The sequence below is a fragment of the Ectopseudomonas khazarica genome (assembly GCF_004521985.1).
Lineage (GTDB): Bacteria > Pseudomonadota > Gammaproteobacteria > Pseudomonadales > Pseudomonadaceae > Aquipseudomonas > Aquipseudomonas khazarica.
Genome location: NZ_SBHZ01000014.1, coordinates 47,201 through 61,542, shown reverse-complemented (window position 1 = coordinate 61,542; position 14,342 = coordinate 47,201). Strand labels below are relative to the sequence as shown.

The following is a 14,342-nucleotide window of genomic DNA, read 5'->3' as shown; positions in this document are numbered from 1 at the left end:
CGGCGCGGTCAGGCCGTGCAACTTGCACGGTTTTTACCTGACTAAGCTGCATCGACTCGTCAGACGGAGCACATACATGGCAGTTTCAGAGCAGACCAGTGGACGCATCCTGCTGGTGGACGACGAAGCCGCAATCCTGCGCACCTTCCGCTACTGCCTGGAGGACGAGGGGTACGACGTCGCCGGCGCCAGCAGCACGGCACAGGCCGAAGCACTGCTGCAGCGTCAGGTGTTCGACCTGTGCTTCCTCGACCTGCGCCTGGGCGAGGACAATGGCCTGGAGCTGCTGGCGCAGATGCGTATCCAGGCGCCCTGGATGCGCGTGGTGATCGTCACCGCGCACTCGGCAGTGGACACCGCCGTCGATGCCATCCAGGCCGGCGCCGCCGATTACCTGGTCAAGCCCTGCACCCCGGACCAACTGCGCCTGGCGGCAGCCAAGCAGCTGGAGGTGCGTACCCTGGCCGCACGCCTGGAGGCCCTGGAGGGCGAGGTGCGCAAGGCCAAGGACGGCCTCGATTCGCACAGCCCGGCGATGATGGCGATCCTGGAGACCGCGCGCCAGGTCGCGGGCACCGACGCCAACATTCTCATCCTGGGAGAGTCCGGCACCGGCAAGGGCGAACTGGCCCGCGCCATTCATGGCTGGAGCCGCCGCGCCAAGCGCACCAGCGTGACCATCAACTGCCCGTCGCTGACCGCCGAGCTGATGGAGAGCGAACTGTTCGGCCACGCGCGCGGCTCCTTCACCGGCGCCAGCGAGAGTACCCAGGGCCGCGTCAGCCAGGCCGATGGCGGTACCCTGTTCCTCGACGAGATCGGTGATTTCCCGCTGACCCTGCAGCCCAAGCTGCTGCGCTTCATCCAGGACAAGGAATACGAGCGCGTGGGCGACCCGGTGACCCGCCGCGCCGACGTGCGCATCGTCGCCGCCACCAACCTCGATCTCGACGAGATGGTCCGCGAAGGACGCTTCCGCGAGGACCTGCTCTACCGCCTCAACGTCATCACCCTCAAGCTGCCCGCGTTGCGCGAACGCCACGAGGACGTGATGTCGCTGGCCGAGCGCTTCCTCGCCCGCTTCGTCAGCGACTATGGCCGGCCGGCCTGCGCCTTCAGCGACGAGGCGGTTGCGGCGCTGCAGGCCTACCACTGGCCGGGCAACATCCGAGAGCTGCGCAACGTCGTCGAACGGGCCAGCATCATCTGCCAGCAGGAAACCGTGGAGGTCGCCCACCTCGGCCTCGGTGGCAGTACGGAAGCGCCGACCAGCACCGTGCGCGTCGGCGCGCCGATGAGCCTGGAGGAGCTGGAGAAGGCCCACATCGCCGCCGTGCTGGCCAGCAGCAACACCCTGGATACGGCGGCGAAGACGCTGGGCATCGATACCTCGACCCTCTACCGCAAACGCAAGCAATACAACCTCTGACCCCTGGGATCACCATGCAGCTGCCGATGAAGCTTCGCACCCGGCTGTTCCTCAGCATCTCCGCGCTGATCACCGTCGCCCTGCTCGGCCTGCTCCTGGGGCTGTTCAGCGTCACGCAGATGGCCAGCAGCCAGAGCGAGCTGATCCAGCGGGGCTTCAGCGCCGTGGAGATCGGCCAGAAGCTGCGCCAGCACCTGGGCGAGGAGCTGCTGATCCTGATCGGCGACACGCCCAAGCCGGAACAGCTTGCCAGCAGCCGCCAGGCCTTCGTGGCCACCCTCGACCGAGGTATCGCCGCCAACCTGGGCAAGCGCTACAGCCGTGGCCTCGAGCAGGCGGCCGTGCTGCACCAGCAGATGGTACAGGCCGCCAGCGCCGGCACACCCGCCGGTCAGTCGCCCCATGCCCTGGCCAACTACGATCCCTTCAGCGAAGCCTTCCAGAACCTGCGCCAGCACCTGCTGGACCTGCAGAACCAGGTGATCGAGCGGGTCAGCGAGGCCGAGCAGCAGGCCGCCGAGCGCTCACAGCTGATCGCCGCCCTGCTCGCCCTGATCGGCGTGGCAGTACTGATCATCGGCGTGCTCACCGCCCATGGCATCGCCCGCCGCTTCGGCGCGCCCATCGACCTGCTGGCCCGAGCGGCCGACCAGATCGGGCGTGGCCAGTACGACGTCGTCCTGCCCGTGTCGCCAGTGGCCGAGCTGGCCCTGCTGAGCCGCCGTTTCGGCCTGATGATCGAGGCCCTGCGCGAGTATCACTCGAGCAACCTCAACCAGCTGCTCAGCAGCCAGGGGCGTCTGAAGGCAGTACTCGACAGCATCGACGACGGCCTGGTGATTCTCGACGCACACGGCCGTATCGAGCACGCCAACCCGGTCGCGTTGCGCCAGCTGTCCTGGCACACCGACCTGCTGGGGCAGAGCATCGGCCCGCTGCTGCCCGGTCACGCCGTGGAAGAGGCATTGCACCAGGTGCTCGCTGGCGAACTGCTCAGCGAGCCGCCCGCCGACCTGCAGATCGAGCGCGACGGCGAGACGCGCCTGCTGGCCTGGGCACTGACGCCGGTGCAGGTCAGCGAGGGCGGCAGTGTCGGGGCGGTGATGGTGTTGCGCGACGTCACCAAGCAGCGCGCCTTCGAGCGCGTGCGCAGCGAGTTCATCCTGCGCGCCTCCCACGAGCTGCGTACGCCCATAACCGGCATGCACATGGCCTTCAGCCTGCTGCGCGAACGCCTGCAGCTGCCCGCAGGAGGCCGCGAGCAGGACCTGATGCGCACCGTCGACGAAGAGATGCACCGCCTGGTACAGCTGATCGACGACCTGCTCAACTTCTCGCGCTACCAGAACGGTGTGCAGACCCTGCAGCGCACCCCGCAGGACCCCGCCGGCCTGATCCAGGACGCCCTGCAGCGCTGCGCAGACGAAGCCCAGGAGCGTGAGGTCGCCCTGGTCAGTGAGATCCACGAGGCACTGCCCGCGATCAATGTCGACGCCGAACAGGTGTCGCGCCTGCTCGACAACCTGCTCAGCAACGCCCTGCGCTACAGCAATCCCGGCGGCACCGTGCGGCTGCAGGCACGGCGCAGCGGCGAACAGGTGATCGTCAGCGTGCAGGACGCAGGCGAAGGCATTCCCTTCGGCCAGCAGAGCCGTATCTTCGAGCCGTTCGTTCAGGTCGGCAGGCGCAAGGGCGGCGTCGGCCTGGGCTTGGCACTGGCGCGGGAAATCGTCCAGCTGCACGGCGGTCAGCTCAAGGTCGACTCGAGCCCCGGCGAAGGGGCGCTGTTCTACTTCAGCCTGCCGGTGTGACGAAAACGCCGCACTGCGTGCGAACAGCTTTGGCTCCCCTCTCCCATTCATGGGAGAGGGGTTGGGGGAGAGGGCTGAAATGCCGCAAGACTGCGTGTGGCGTCTTCGCTGGCGTCAGGTGATGAACGAACGGGTCAGCGCAGCACCGGGTCGAACTTGATACGACGCCCGAGCATCAAGGCCACCAGGAAGGCCAGGGCGAACAGCGCGCAGGCGCCCTTGAGCAGCAGCGCAAGGCTGCCCTCCAGGCCTGGGCTCAGCCACAGCACGGCGAGGCTGAGCAGCGTCATGATCAACAACAGGAAAGCGCTTCTGGACATGGCGGGACTCCTGTCGCTCAAAATACCCAGCGCGGGCTGCTGGCAGGGCGCGGCTCACGGTTGGCGGTAGCGGTCTTGCCGTCGCTGGCGGTGCGCAGCCACTGGCCGTCATCCTCGGTGCTGCGGGCAGCGGGCTGGCGCAGGCTGCCAGGCGCCTCCGAGCGCACGGCGGAGCCAGAGGTCCAGGCCTGCGCACTGGGCACCGTCAGTTCGGCGGTACGCGCCATGGCCCCTGCCGAACCCGTGAAGTCCGTGGCGTAAGCCCCGTTGACCAGCAATGCAGTGATGCAGAACAGGCTCATTCGGACGATGTACATGACGCTTCTCCATTAGCAGATCAGTCGAGGACTTACATGACTGAATTTGCAGCGCTCATGCCAACACCAAACGAATAAAAATATCCTTATAAATCAATAACTTAATGCAATCTCAAAGCGCCACCCCCATGCACTTTGCAAGATGCACGAAGTACGACACGTGCAAAATGCACGATCAGCCGCGACGCGGCAGCACGACGCTGAAACAGGAGCCCTCGCCAAGGCGACTGCTCAGCTCGATACGGCCGCCGTGCGCCTGGACGATCTGTTCGCTGATGAACAGGCCAAGCCCCAGGCCCTGCGCGACAGCGCTGTCGCCGACCCGCTCGAACTGTTCGAACACGCGACGCTGATCCGCTTCGGAGATGCCCATGCCCTGATCACGGACCTCGGCGCGCACGGCATCGCCCTCGGCGCTCACCCGCACGGACACCGGCTTGCCACCGCCGTAGCGCAGCGCATTGGTCAGCAGGTTGGCCAGCACCTGCTCGATGCGGAACTCGTCCATCAGCACCGGGGCCGGGCCGTCCACCCTCAGGTCGACCTGGCAGCCGGTGGCGCTGAACTGCGCGGCCAGGCTTTCCACCACGTTTGCGGCCAGCACGCCGAGATCGCCCGGCTGCGGACGCACCGAGAGCTTGCCGGTGCGAATGCGCGAGACATCCAGCATGTCGTCGATCAGGCGGCTCAGGCTGCGAATCTGCCGTTCGTCACGCGTGATCATCTCCTGCAGTTTTTCCGGTGTGAATGCGTCCTCCCGGCCCTGCTCCAGGCGCAACCGGCGCAGTTGCACATCGAGGATCAGGCCGTTGAGCGGAGTGCGCAGCTCATGGGAGGCGATGGACATGAACACGTCGCGCATCTGCACCGCCTTCTGCAGCTCGGCCTGGGTTTCGCGCAGTTCGGTGAGCAGGGCCTCCTGCTCGCGGCGCGCCGCCTCGACCACTTCCAGTTGCATGCTCAGCGCCTTGCGGTGGCGGTACAGCTCGACGAACATCGCCACCTTGCTGCGCACCTCGAAGGGCGACAGCGGCTTGTGCAGGAAGTCCACCGCACCGCTCTCGTAGCCACGGAAGGCGTAGTCCATGTCCCGGCCAACGGCGCTGACGAAGATGATCGGGATGTGCTTGGTCCTCTCCGTGCCGCGCATCAGTTCGGCCAGTTCGAAACCGTTCATGCCCGGCATCTTCACGTCGAGAATGGCCAGGGCGAACTCGTGCTCGAGCAGCAGCGACAGCGCATCGTCGGCACTGTTGGCTTCGAACACCGTGCGGTCCTCGCTCTGGATCAGCGAGCGCAGGGCCAGCAGGTTCTCCGGCAGGTCGTCGACGATCAGCACCTTGGCTTCAATCTTCCTTAGCATGGCGGGGCATCCAGTTCATTCAGCAGTACGCGCATGGCGGCGATGGGGAGAAGGAAGTCCGGTTGCAACAGCGCCAGCGCTGCTTCCGGCATGGTGGGCACCTGGGCGTCGGCGGGGTCCTGCACCAGAGCCAGGCCACCGGCTCGCTGGACGGCCAGCAGGCCGAGCGCACCGTCTTCATTGGCGCCGGTGAGCAGCGCAGCGGCCAGGTATTCGCCGTAGGCATCGGCGGCAGACTCGAAGAGGATGTCGATCGACGGCCGGGAGAAATGCCGCGGCTCCTCGCGACTCAGGGAGAAACTGCGATCTCCCTCGATGGACAGGTGATACCCGGCAGGCGCCACATAGACCCTGCCGCCACACAGGTATTCCTTGTCCTCGGCCTCCTTGACCGGCAGTTGCAGGCGCCGCGCGAGCAGTTCGGCGAGCAGACTGTCGTTGCGGTCCGGCACATGCAGCAGGCAGACCACCGGCAGCCGGTAATCGGCCGGCAGGTCCTCGAGCAGCTGCAACAGCGCCTCCACGCCGCCGGCCGAGGCACCGATGAGCAGGGCCTGCAGCGGCGCACGCAGTTGCCCGCGCAGGTTGATCCGTTGGCTGCTCATCGCTTGCGGAAGATCCGCTCGGGGCGCGAGACCGCCTCGAACTGCTGGGCGTAGGCGGAGAAGTCCAGGCTTTCCTTGCTGCCCAGGCCGAGGAAACCACGGTGGCACAGCGACTCATGGAACAGGCCGAGGGCGCGGTCCTGCAGGTCGCGGTTGAAGTAGATCAGCACGTTGCGGCACGACACCAGGTGGGTCTCGGCGAACACGCTGTCGGTGGCCAGGCTGTGGTCGGCGAAGGTCACGTTGCTGCGCAGAAACTTGTCGAACAGCACCCGGTCATAGGCCGCCGAGTAGTAATCGGAGAAGGCCCGCTTGCCACCGGACAGCTGGTAGTTCTGGGTGTAGGTACGCAGGTTGTCGAGCGCGAAGATGCCCTGCTCGGCCTTCTCCAGCGAATGCGGGTTGATGTCCGTGGCGTAGATCATGGTGCGCTCCAGCAGCTCTTCCTCGTGCAACAGGATGGCCAGGGAATACACCTCCTCTCCGGTACTGCAGCCGGCCACCCAGATCTTCAGCGACGGGTAGGTGTGCAACAGCGGCACCACCTGTTCGCGCAGTGCGAGGAAATACCCGGGGTCACGGAACATCTCGCTGACCGGGATGGTGAGGTACTGCAGCAACTGCATGAACGCCTGCGGCTCGTGCAGGATGCGCTCCTGCAGCGCGGAGATGGTCGGGCACTCCAGCTGGGCCTGGGCCTGACGCACGCGGCGCTTCAGCGACGCCTTGGAGTAGTCGCGAAAGTCGTAGCTGTAACGCAGGTAGATCGCCTCGATCAGCAGGCGCAGCTCGATCTCGTCAGGCATCAGAGACGCTCCAGCTTGGGCATCCACACGCGGATCAGGGAGAACAGGCGGTCCAGGTCGATGGGCTTGGCCAGGTAGTCGTTGGCACCCGCCTCACGGCAGCGCTCCTGATCATCCTTCATCGCCTTGGCCGTCACCGCGATGATCGGCAGGTTGTTCCAGCGCGCCTGCTGGCGGATCTGCCGGGTGGCCTCGTAGCCGTCCATCTCCGGCATCATCACGTCCATCAGCACCAGGTCGACGTCGTCGTGCTCACGCAGCTTGGCCAGCGCCTCGATGCCGTTGCGCGCGACCACCACCGTTGCGCCCTTCTGCTCCAGGGCGCTGGAGAGGGCGAAGATGTTGCGCACGTCATCGTCGACCAGCAGCAGGCGCCGCCCCTCGAACAGCTTGTCGCGGCTGCGTGCGGTCTTGAGCATCTTCTGGTGCTCGCTGGACAGCTCGGCCTCGACCTTGTGCAGGAACAGGGTGACCTCATCGAGCAGGCGCTCCGGCGAGCGCGCGCCCTTGATGATGATCGAGCGCGAGTACTTGAGCAGCTCGGCTTCCTCGTCGCGGGTCAGGTTGCGCCCGGTGTAGACGATCACCGGCGGGAAGGAGCAGATGTCTTCCTCGGCCATGCGCCGCAGCAGTTCGTTGCCCTGCATGTCGGGCAGCTTGAGGTCGATGATCATGCAGTCGAAGACCGTGTCGCGCAGCTTGTCCAGCGCCTCGCCGGCCAGCGCCACGGCGGTGATCTCGATGTCTTCGTCGCCGATCAGGCGGGCGACGCTGTCGCGCTGCAGGGGATCGTCCTCCACCAGCAGCACGCGCTTGACCTGCTGGTTGAGCTTGGCTTCGAGCTTGCCGAACACGTCCTTGAGCTGATCGCGACTGGTCGGTTTGAGCGCATAGCCGACGGCGCCCAGGTGCAGGGCCGCTTCGCTGTGGTCATCCACCGACACCACATGCACGGGGATGTGGCGGGTCTGCGCGTCGTCCTTCAGGCGTTGCAGCACGCCCAGGCCGGAGCCGTCGGGCAGGCGCATGTCGAGCAGGATGGCATCGGGGCGGAACTGCTGGGCCAGCTCCAGGCCCTCGTCGGCGCAGGTCGCCACCAGGCAGGCGTAGCCCAGCTCATGCGCCAGGTCGAAGAGAATGCGCGCGAAGCGCACCTCGTCCTCCACCACCAGCACGCGGCGGCCACCGCGCTCGCCGAGTTGCTCGCGGTCATCCGCGAACGGCGCCGGCGGGCGTGGTGCGACGACGCCAGTGGAGGCAGCGGGCAGTGCAACAGGCGCCGGCGCCACGGGCACGGGCGCCGGCGCGAGCGCGCTCGACGGCAGCGGGCCGGCGCTTTCCAGCAACTGTTCGGGCAGTACCAGGGTGAAGGTGCTGCCCTCGCCTGGCACGCTGGCCACCGCGATGCTGCCGCCGAGCAGGCCCGCCAGATCGCGCGAAATGGACAGCCCCAGGCCGGTGCCGCCATAGCGCCGGTTGGTGGTGCCGTCGGCCTGGCGGAAGGCATCGAAGATCACCTCCTGCTGGTCCGCGGCAATGCCGATGCCGGTGTCACGCACGGCGAACGCCAGCGTCTGGCCGTCCTGCCGCGCCACGCTCAGCGTGACACCGCCACGCTCGGTGAACTTGAAGGCGTTGGACAGCAGGTTGCGCAGGATCTGCTCGGCGCGCTGGCGGTCGGTGAACAGCACGTCCGGCAGGTCGCCCTGCAGGAGGATCTCGAAGCCGAGGCCGCGTTCACGGGCCAGCGGCCCGAACACGTCGCGCAGGCCCTCGAGCATGCCGGCCAGCTGCGTGCGCTCGGGACGAACCTCGAGCTTGCCGGCCTCGACCTTGGCGATGTCGAGAATGTCATTGATCAGGTTGAGCAGGTCGTTGCCGGCGGAGTAGATCGACTCGGCGAACTTGACCTGCTCCTCGTTGAGGTTGCCCGCCGGGTTCTCCGCCAGCAGCTTGGCCAGGATCAGCGAGCTGTTCAACGGCGTGCGCAGCTCATGGCTCATGTTGGCGAGGAACTCGGACTTGTAGCGGCTGGCCCGCTGCAGCTCCTCGGCACGCTCCTCCAGCTGCGCCTGGATACGGCCCAGGGTAGTGTTGCGCTGATCCAGCTCGTCGCGCTGGTCGGCGAGCACCTGGGTCTGCTCGGCCAGCTTCTCGTTGGTCTGTTCCAGCTCGGCCTGCTGGGTTTCCAGGTGCGCCTGGGACTCCTTGAGCACGTTGGCCTGCTGCTCGAGCTCTTCGTTGGCGGCGCGCAGCTCTTCCTGCTGGGTCTGCAGCTCCTCGTTGAGCTGCTGGGTCTGGCCCAGGACTTCCTGCAGGCGCTGGCGATAGCGCGCCGCCTCCAGCGCGGTGCCGACGTTGCTGGCGATGGCCCCGAGGAACTCGCGCTCACGCGCATCCAGCTGGCGCATGAAGGCCAGCTCGACCACACCGTTGATACGGTCCTCGGACTGCAGCGGCACCAGGGCAACGCTGACGGGCAGGCCCTCGCCGAGGCTGGAGGCGACCTTGATGTAGTCGCCCGGCAGACTGTCCAGGTAGACCGGGCGACGCCCCTGGGCGGCCCGCCCGACCAGACCCTCGCCCCGGTAGAACTGTTCCTTGAAGCTGGCGTCCTCACTGAAGCCGTAACCGGCCACGCGTTGCAGGTCGCCGCTCTGGGCATCGCGCAGATAGAGCGCCGCGACCACGCAGTCGAGGTACTCGGCGAGGAACTCCAGCGAGCGGTCGGCCAGCTCCTGCACCCGCGGCTGGCCGAGCAGGCGTTCCGCCAGCTGGGTCTGGCCGGCGCCCAGCCAGGCCTGGTCGCCCTGCTTCACCGCGAAGTCCGCCTGCCTGGCCATGGCCTGTGCATAGGTGCTCGAGAGGTTCATCAGTTCGCGGCGGCCGAACAGCGCGAGCAGCGCGCTGAACAGGATGCTGATCACCAGGTAGGTGCCGGCGCCCCACAGCGTGCCCGTGCTGACCTCGGCGTTGCGCTGCTGGCGCAGCTCACGCTCGCCGCTGATGAAGGTGTCCAGCTCGCGGCGCATGCCATCCATGAGGTTCTTGCCGCGCCCACTGCCGACGTCACCGAGGAAGTCGCCACCGTCGCGACGGCTGACGATCACCTCCTCGGCATAGGTGTCCCATTGTTCCTGCAAGGCGCGCAGACGCTCGATGCGCTGTATCTGCGACGGATTGTCGACGACGATCTCGGCGAGTTGCTCGGTCAGCGGGCCGAACTTGCCGCGTGCGAGTTCGTAGGGCGCCAGGTAGTTCTCGTCAGCACTGAGCAGGAAACCGCGCATCCCGGTCTCCATGTCCAGCGTCAGCTTGTACACCTCGCTGGCCCGGTTGAGCACCTGGTCGGAATGCTCGACCCAGCGCATCACGTTGAGCAGGTAGCCAATCAGCACGGCGAAGAACAGTGCGCCTACCAGCCCCAGACCGAGGGGCAGCCCGACATTGCGATTGAGGATTCGGCGAAAACCAGCCTCGTCCATGGCGGACTCATTCGACATTGGGGCGTCCATTCGATGATTGTCTCGCTGCTGCTTATAAGTGGGAGGTGGCCTGTGGCAAACTGACCATGTGCAGACCCGGAAGTTTGCCAAACATTTGCGTCTTCTGCGCGCCCAAACAGAGAGCCCCATGACCGCGACCGATTCCGCTGCCGAGAAGACCATTCTGCTGGTCGAGGACGATGACGTCGTTCGCCACCTGACCGTGGAGGTTCTCGAAGAGTTCGGCTATCGCGTGCACGCCCTGCGCGACGCCCCCAGCGCACTGGAACTGCTGCGCGGCGACCAGGCCGTCGACCTGCTGATGAGCGACATCGGCCTGCCCGGCATGGACGGCCGCGAACTGGTGCAGAACGCCCGCCAGATGCGGCCGACCCTGCCAGTGTTGTTCGCCAGCGGCTATGCAGAGCGGGAACTGCTGGAGGAAGTGCGCAGCCGCGATGCCGGGGCCGCCACGGCCAGCATCGTCAAGCCCTACGACTTCGCGCTGCTGGCCAGCCGCCTGAGCGAGTTGCTCGAGGCCTGAGGCCACGACGACGGCAGGCGCCGCCATGCATCGTCGGTCATCATCCTCATCGATAGCGCTTGCCTGCCGGCACGACTCACCTCCAGGCTGACTCGATCAGCCACCGAGGGAGTCGCCATGCCCAGCCTCAACCCCAGCCGCGAACAGATGCGCGCATTCGCCGAAGCGATGCCGGCCGATACGCCGATCGTGATGCTCAACCTGCTGCGTTTCAGCCCCCAGGCGAACTACCCCTCGGGCAGTGACGAGACGCCCTGCAGCGGGCGCGAGGCCTACGCGCGCTACAGCCGTACGGCGCTGGCCAAGGTGCGCGGCGTCGGTGGCGAAGTGCAGTGGCTGGGCACGGCCCATGTCGCCGTCATCGCGCCAAACGACGAGCACTGGGACCAGGTCCTGCTGGTGCGCTATCCATCCTCCAGCGCCTTTCTCGCCATGCTCGCCGATCCCGAGTACCAGGCCGCGACGGTGCATCGCAGTGCCGCGCTGGCCGACTCGCGCCTGATCGGCACGACGCCGGTCTGATCACTCCCGGCGGGCGGCGTTCTGCTGGTTCAGCACCAGCAAGCGTGCGGCGGTCTCGGCATCGGGCTGGCCATCGTAGTTGGCCGGGCGGTACTTCATCTGGAAGGCGGCGATGACATTGCGCGTCGCCTCGTCCAGCTCACCCTGCCGAGGCACCGTGTAGCCGTTGCGCGCCAGCTGCTCCTGGAACCACTCCACGCTGGGCAGGCTGAGGGCGAACAGCGCCTGCTGACGCGCCACCGCAGCCTCGTCCGGCCAGGGCACCAGCCCCTCGTCGGCCAGGCGCTTCCAGGGGAACAGCGGGCCCGGATCGACCTTGCGCTGAGGCGCCACATCGCTGTGCGCGATGATCGAGCCCAGCGGCAACTGGTGACGCTTGACGATGTCCTTGAGCAGCACGATCAGCTTGTCGATCTGCTGCGCCGAGAAGGGCTGCCAGTAGCGCCCGGCAGCGGTCTGGTAATAACCCTGGTTGACCAGTTCGATGCCGATCGTCGTGCTGTTCAGCCAGGTGCGCCCCTGCCATTCGCTGACCCCCGCATGCCAGGCGCGGCGGTCCTCGTCCACCAGGCGGTAGACGGTCGCCGGGGCATCGCCGATCAGGTAGTGACTGCTGACCTCGGTGTGCGTCAGCAGATCGAGCGAGCGCTGCAGATCGGCGGAGGTGTAGTGCAGCACCACGTACTGCACGCGGCTGTTCTGGCCAGTGGCCGTGTGGCTGTCATCGATGCGCAGGCCGCCCGTGCAGCCCGCGAGCAGAACAGCGATTAAAGCGAGGCAGAAAGACTTCATGCGTGACCGAATACACTCTGCAGGTTGTCCAGCAGCATGTCGACGCTGAGCATGATCAGCAGCATGCCCATCAGCCGTTCCACCGCCATCAACCCGCGATTACCAAGAAAACGCTGCAGGAACGAAGCCTGCAGGAGAATGAACGCCGTCGCCGCCCAGGCCAGGATCAAGGCCAGATACAGCTCCCAGATCGGCCCGACATGGGTGTTGCGCAGGGTCATCAGCACCGCCAGGGCCGAGGGCCCGGCCACGGCCGGCGTCGCCAGCGGCACCAGCATCGGCTCGCCATCCGGTACATCGCCGAGCAGCCCCTGCGGGCTGGGGAAGATCAGGCGCATGGCGATGACGAACAGGATGATACCGCCGGCGATGGCGGTTGCCTCACGCGACAGGCCGAGTCCGGTGAGGAATTTGTCACCAAAGGTGAGGAACAACAGCAACAGTCCCAGGGCGAACAGCAGCTCGCGCGCGGCCACCCACAGACGCCGACGAGGCTCGACGTTCTTCAGCGCAGCGATGTAGATGGCGATGTTGCCGAAGGGGTCGGTGACCAGAAAGATCAGCACGGCGATGCTGAAGATGTCCATAGGCGCCTCCAGTGGCTAGTGCGCATAGTCTAGGGGTTGCGCCAGGCGGGTGCGAGCGGACGTAACGGTCCGCCTGCGGGCGCCAGGCCGGAGCGAAGCAACTTCGTGACCGGATCGAGGGGAGGCGTCCTGACAAAGACCACTCGTAGAAATGTATACAAATAGTTAGATTTTTAACCCATAAAATGTATACATTGACCCAACAAGAACAACAGCGAGTAGTTTCCCATGACCTCCCCCGCCCAGCGCCCCGAGGACGAGAACCTCGGTCTTGGCTCCAACCTGCTCTACGGCCTGCAACACGTACTGACCATGTACGGCGGCATCGTCGCCGTGCCCCTGATCGTCGGCCAGGCGGCCGGCCTGACGCCGGCCGACATCGGGCTGCTGATCGCCGCCTCGCTCTTCGTCGGCGGCGCCGCCACGCTCCTGCAGACGCTCGGCCTGCCGTTCTTCGGCTGCCAGCTGCCGCTGGTGCAGGGCGTGTCGTTCGCCAGCGTCGCCACCATCGTCGCCATAGTCGGTGCCAACGGCGGCGAAGGCGGTTTACCGGTGGTGTTCGGTGCCGTGATCGGCGCCGCGCTGATCGGCCTGCTGATCACGCCGGTCTTCTCCAAGATCACCAGGTTCTTCCCGCCGCTGGTGACAGGCATCGTCATCACCACCATCGGCCTGACCCTGATGCCGGTCGCGGCCCGCTGGGCCATGGGCGGCAACAGCCAGGCCGCGGACTTCGGCAGCATGGCCAACATCGGCCTGGCCGCCTTCACCCTGGCCACCGTACTGCTGCTGAGCAAGGTCGGCAGCGCCAGCATCTCGCGCCTGTCGATCCTCCTGGCCATGGTGATCGGCACCCTGGCGGCCCTGGCATTCGGCATGGCGGACTTCTCCCGCGTCGGCGCGGGCCCGTTGCTGGCCTTCCCGACGCCGCTGCATTTCGGCGTACCGGTGTTCAAGGTGGCGGCGATCATCTCGATGCTGATCGTGGTGATGGTGATCCTGGTGGAGACCTCGGCAGACATCCTCGCGGTGGGCGACATCATCGACACCCGGGTCGACTCCAAGCGCCTCGGCAACGGGCTGCGCGCAGACATGATCGCCAGCGTCGTCGCGCCGCTGTTCGGCTCCTTCACCCAGAGCGCCTTCGCGCAGAACGTCGGGCTGGTCGCCGTGACAGGCGTGAAGAGCCGCTACGTGGTGGCCACCGGCGGCCTGATCCTGGTCACCCTCGGCCTGCTGCCGGTCATTGGTCGGGTGATCGCCGCCGTGCCCACCTCGGTGCTCGGCGGTGCGGGCCTGGTGCTGTTCGGCACGGTCGCCGCCAGCGGCATCCGCACCCTGGCCAAGGTCGACTATCGCAACAACATGAACCTGGTGATCGTCGCGACCTCGATCGGCTTCGGCATGATTCCCATCGCCATGCCGAGCTTCTACCACCACTTCCCGGCCTGGTTCGAAACCATCTTCCACTCGGGCATCAGCTCGGCTGCGGTCATGGCCATCCTGCTCAACCTGCTGTTCAACCACTTCACCGCCGGCAACTCCGATCAGCAGTCGGTGTTCGTCGCCGGCACCGAGCGCAGCCTGCGCTACCAGGACATCGCCGCCCTGCACGAGGGCGATCACTTCATCGGCGGCAAGCTGTACGACGCACAGGGCATCGAGGTGCCGTTGCAGGAGGACGCGGCTCACGCGCCTCGGCCACGGACCGCCGAGGCAACCCCGGCGACAGGCAGGAGCGAGGAGAAGCTACCGTCCTAG

At 66.5% G+C, this 14,342-nt stretch carries 13 protein-coding genes; 5 read left to right on the top strand and 8 right to left on the bottom strand.

What is annotated here, in order from left to right:
• Nucleotides 1-76: 76 nt before the first annotated feature.
• Together algB and EPK82_RS18115 are read left to right on the top strand one after the other, a co-directional pair.
• Nucleotides 77-1,429, top strand: a complete 1,353-nt coding sequence (algB, locus tag EPK82_RS18120; RefSeq protein WP_134677575.1) for a sigma-54-dependent response regulator transcription factor AlgB — start codon at nt 77-79, stop codon at nt 1,427-1,429.
• 14 nt (nt 1,430-1,443) lie between these two features.
• A complete protein-coding gene (locus EPK82_RS18115) occupies nt 1,444-3,240 on the top strand; it encodes an ATP-binding protein (protein WP_134677574.1) in 1,797 nt (598 codons plus the stop codon).
• Nucleotides 3,241-3,374: 134 nt separating this feature from the next.
• Here EPK82_RS18115 and EPK82_RS18110 read toward each other — a convergent pair whose 3' ends face one another.
• The 6 genes from EPK82_RS18110 to EPK82_RS18085 all read right to left on the bottom strand — a co-directional run bounded on the left by EPK82_RS18110 (nt 3,375) and on the right by EPK82_RS18085 (nt 10,154).
• Entirely contained in the window at nt 3,375-3,560 is a 186-nt protein-coding gene (locus EPK82_RS18110) for a PA3371 family protein (protein ID WP_037053918.1), read from the bottom strand.
• A gap of 17 nt (nt 3,561-3,577) precedes the next feature.
• Nucleotides 3,578-3,877, bottom strand: coding sequence for a hypothetical protein (locus EPK82_RS18105; RefSeq protein WP_037053920.1), 300 nt, complete (start codon nt 3,875-3,877; stop codon nt 3,578-3,580).
• A 175-nt stretch (nt 3,878-4,052) separates the two neighbouring features.
• Nucleotides 4,053-5,240, bottom strand: a complete 1,188-nt coding sequence (locus tag EPK82_RS18100; RefSeq protein WP_134677573.1) for a hybrid sensor histidine kinase/response regulator — start codon at nt 5,238-5,240, stop codon at nt 4,053-4,055.
• Nucleotides 5,234-5,845 carry a chemotaxis protein CheB gene (locus tag EPK82_RS18095; RefSeq protein WP_134677572.1) on the bottom strand — a complete coding sequence of 204 codons (612 nt, stop codon included), beginning with the start codon at nt 5,843-5,845 and terminating at the stop codon, nt 5,234-5,236. The genes EPK82_RS18100 and EPK82_RS18095 overlap by 7 nt, the downstream gene beginning before the upstream one ends.
• Nucleotides 5,842-6,651, bottom strand: a complete 810-nt coding sequence (locus EPK82_RS18090; RefSeq protein WP_037053926.1) for a CheR family methyltransferase — start codon at nt 6,649-6,651, stop codon at nt 5,842-5,844. The genes EPK82_RS18095 and EPK82_RS18090 overlap by 4 nt, the downstream gene beginning before the upstream one ends.
• Nucleotides 6,651-10,154: a response regulator gene (locus EPK82_RS18085; RefSeq protein ID WP_134677571.1), complete on the bottom strand. Its 3,504-nt coding sequence runs from the start codon at nt 10,152-10,154 to the stop codon at nt 6,651-6,653. Before EPK82_RS18085 ends, EPK82_RS18090 begins: the two co-directional genes overlap by 1 nt.
• 130 nt (nt 10,155-10,284) lie before the next feature.
• On the opposite strand from EPK82_RS18085, the gene EPK82_RS18080 reads away from it, so the two are divergent.
• Nucleotides 10,285-10,680, top strand: coding sequence for a response regulator (locus EPK82_RS18080; protein WP_134677570.1), 396 nt, complete (start codon nt 10,285-10,287; stop codon nt 10,678-10,680).
• A 117-nt stretch (nt 10,681-10,797) separates the two neighbouring features.
• Nucleotides 10,798-11,202, top strand: coding sequence for a DUF1330 domain-containing protein (locus EPK82_RS18075; RefSeq protein WP_134677569.1), 405 nt, complete (start codon nt 10,798-10,800; stop codon nt 11,200-11,202).
• Here the strand turns inward: EPK82_RS18075 and EPK82_RS18070 are convergent, their stop codons facing one another.
• Nucleotides 11,203-11,994, bottom strand: a complete 792-nt coding sequence (locus tag EPK82_RS18070) for an N-acetylmuramoyl-L-alanine amidase (RefSeq protein WP_134677568.1) — start codon at nt 11,992-11,994, stop codon at nt 11,203-11,205.
• Nucleotides 11,991-12,581, bottom strand: a complete 591-nt coding sequence (locus tag EPK82_RS18065; protein ID WP_037053937.1) for a MarC family protein — start codon at nt 12,579-12,581, stop codon at nt 11,991-11,993. Before EPK82_RS18065 ends, EPK82_RS18070 begins: the two co-directional genes overlap by 4 nt.
• A 228-nt stretch (nt 12,582-12,809) precedes the next feature.
• On the opposite strand from EPK82_RS18065, the gene EPK82_RS18060 reads away from it, so the two are divergent.
• Complete coding sequence (locus EPK82_RS18060; RefSeq protein WP_134677567.1) at nt 12,810-14,342, top strand: nucleobase:cation symporter-2 family protein; 1,533 nt, start codon at nt 12,810-12,812, stop codon at nt 14,340-14,342.

Coding starts and splice junctions, on each gene's coding strand:
- EPK82_RS18085 (WP_134677571.1), bottom strand. CDS start 10,154: ATGTCGAATGAGTCCGCCATGGACGAGGCTGGTTTTCGCCGAATCCTC.
- algB (WP_134677575.1), top strand. CDS start 77: ATGGCAGTTTCAGAGCAGACCAGTGGACGCATCCTGCTGGTGGACGAC.
- EPK82_RS18065 (WP_037053937.1), bottom strand. CDS start 12,581: ATGGACATCTTCAGCATCGCCGTGCTGATCTTTCTGGTCACCGACCCC.
- EPK82_RS18070 (WP_134677568.1), bottom strand. CDS start 11,994: ATGAAGTCTTTCTGCCTCGCTTTAATCGCTGTTCTGCTCGCGGGCTGC.
- EPK82_RS18105 (WP_037053920.1), bottom strand. CDS start 3,877: ATGTACATCGTCCGAATGAGCCTGTTCTGCATCACTGCATTGCTGGTC.
- EPK82_RS18110 (WP_037053918.1), bottom strand. CDS start 3,560: ATGTCCAGAAGCGCTTTCCTGTTGTTGATCATGACGCTGCTCAGCCTC.
- EPK82_RS18115 (WP_134677574.1), top strand. CDS start 1,444: ATGCAGCTGCCGATGAAGCTTCGCACCCGGCTGTTCCTCAGCATCTCC.
- EPK82_RS18100 (WP_134677573.1), bottom strand. CDS start 5,240: ATGCTAAGGAAGATTGAAGCCAAGGTGCTGATCGTCGACGACCTGCCG.
- EPK82_RS18080 (WP_134677570.1), top strand. CDS start 10,285: ATGACCGCGACCGATTCCGCTGCCGAGAAGACCATTCTGCTGGTCGAG.
- EPK82_RS18095 (WP_134677572.1), bottom strand. CDS start 5,845: ATGAGCAGCCAACGGATCAACCTGCGCGGGCAACTGCGTGCGCCGCTG.
- EPK82_RS18060 (WP_134677567.1), top strand. CDS start 12,810: ATGACCTCCCCCGCCCAGCGCCCCGAGGACGAGAACCTCGGTCTTGGC.
- EPK82_RS18075 (WP_134677569.1), top strand. CDS start 10,798: ATGCCCAGCCTCAACCCCAGCCGCGAACAGATGCGCGCATTCGCCGAA.
- EPK82_RS18090 (WP_037053926.1), bottom strand. CDS start 6,651: ATGCCTGACGAGATCGAGCTGCGCCTGCTGATCGAGGCGATCTACCTG.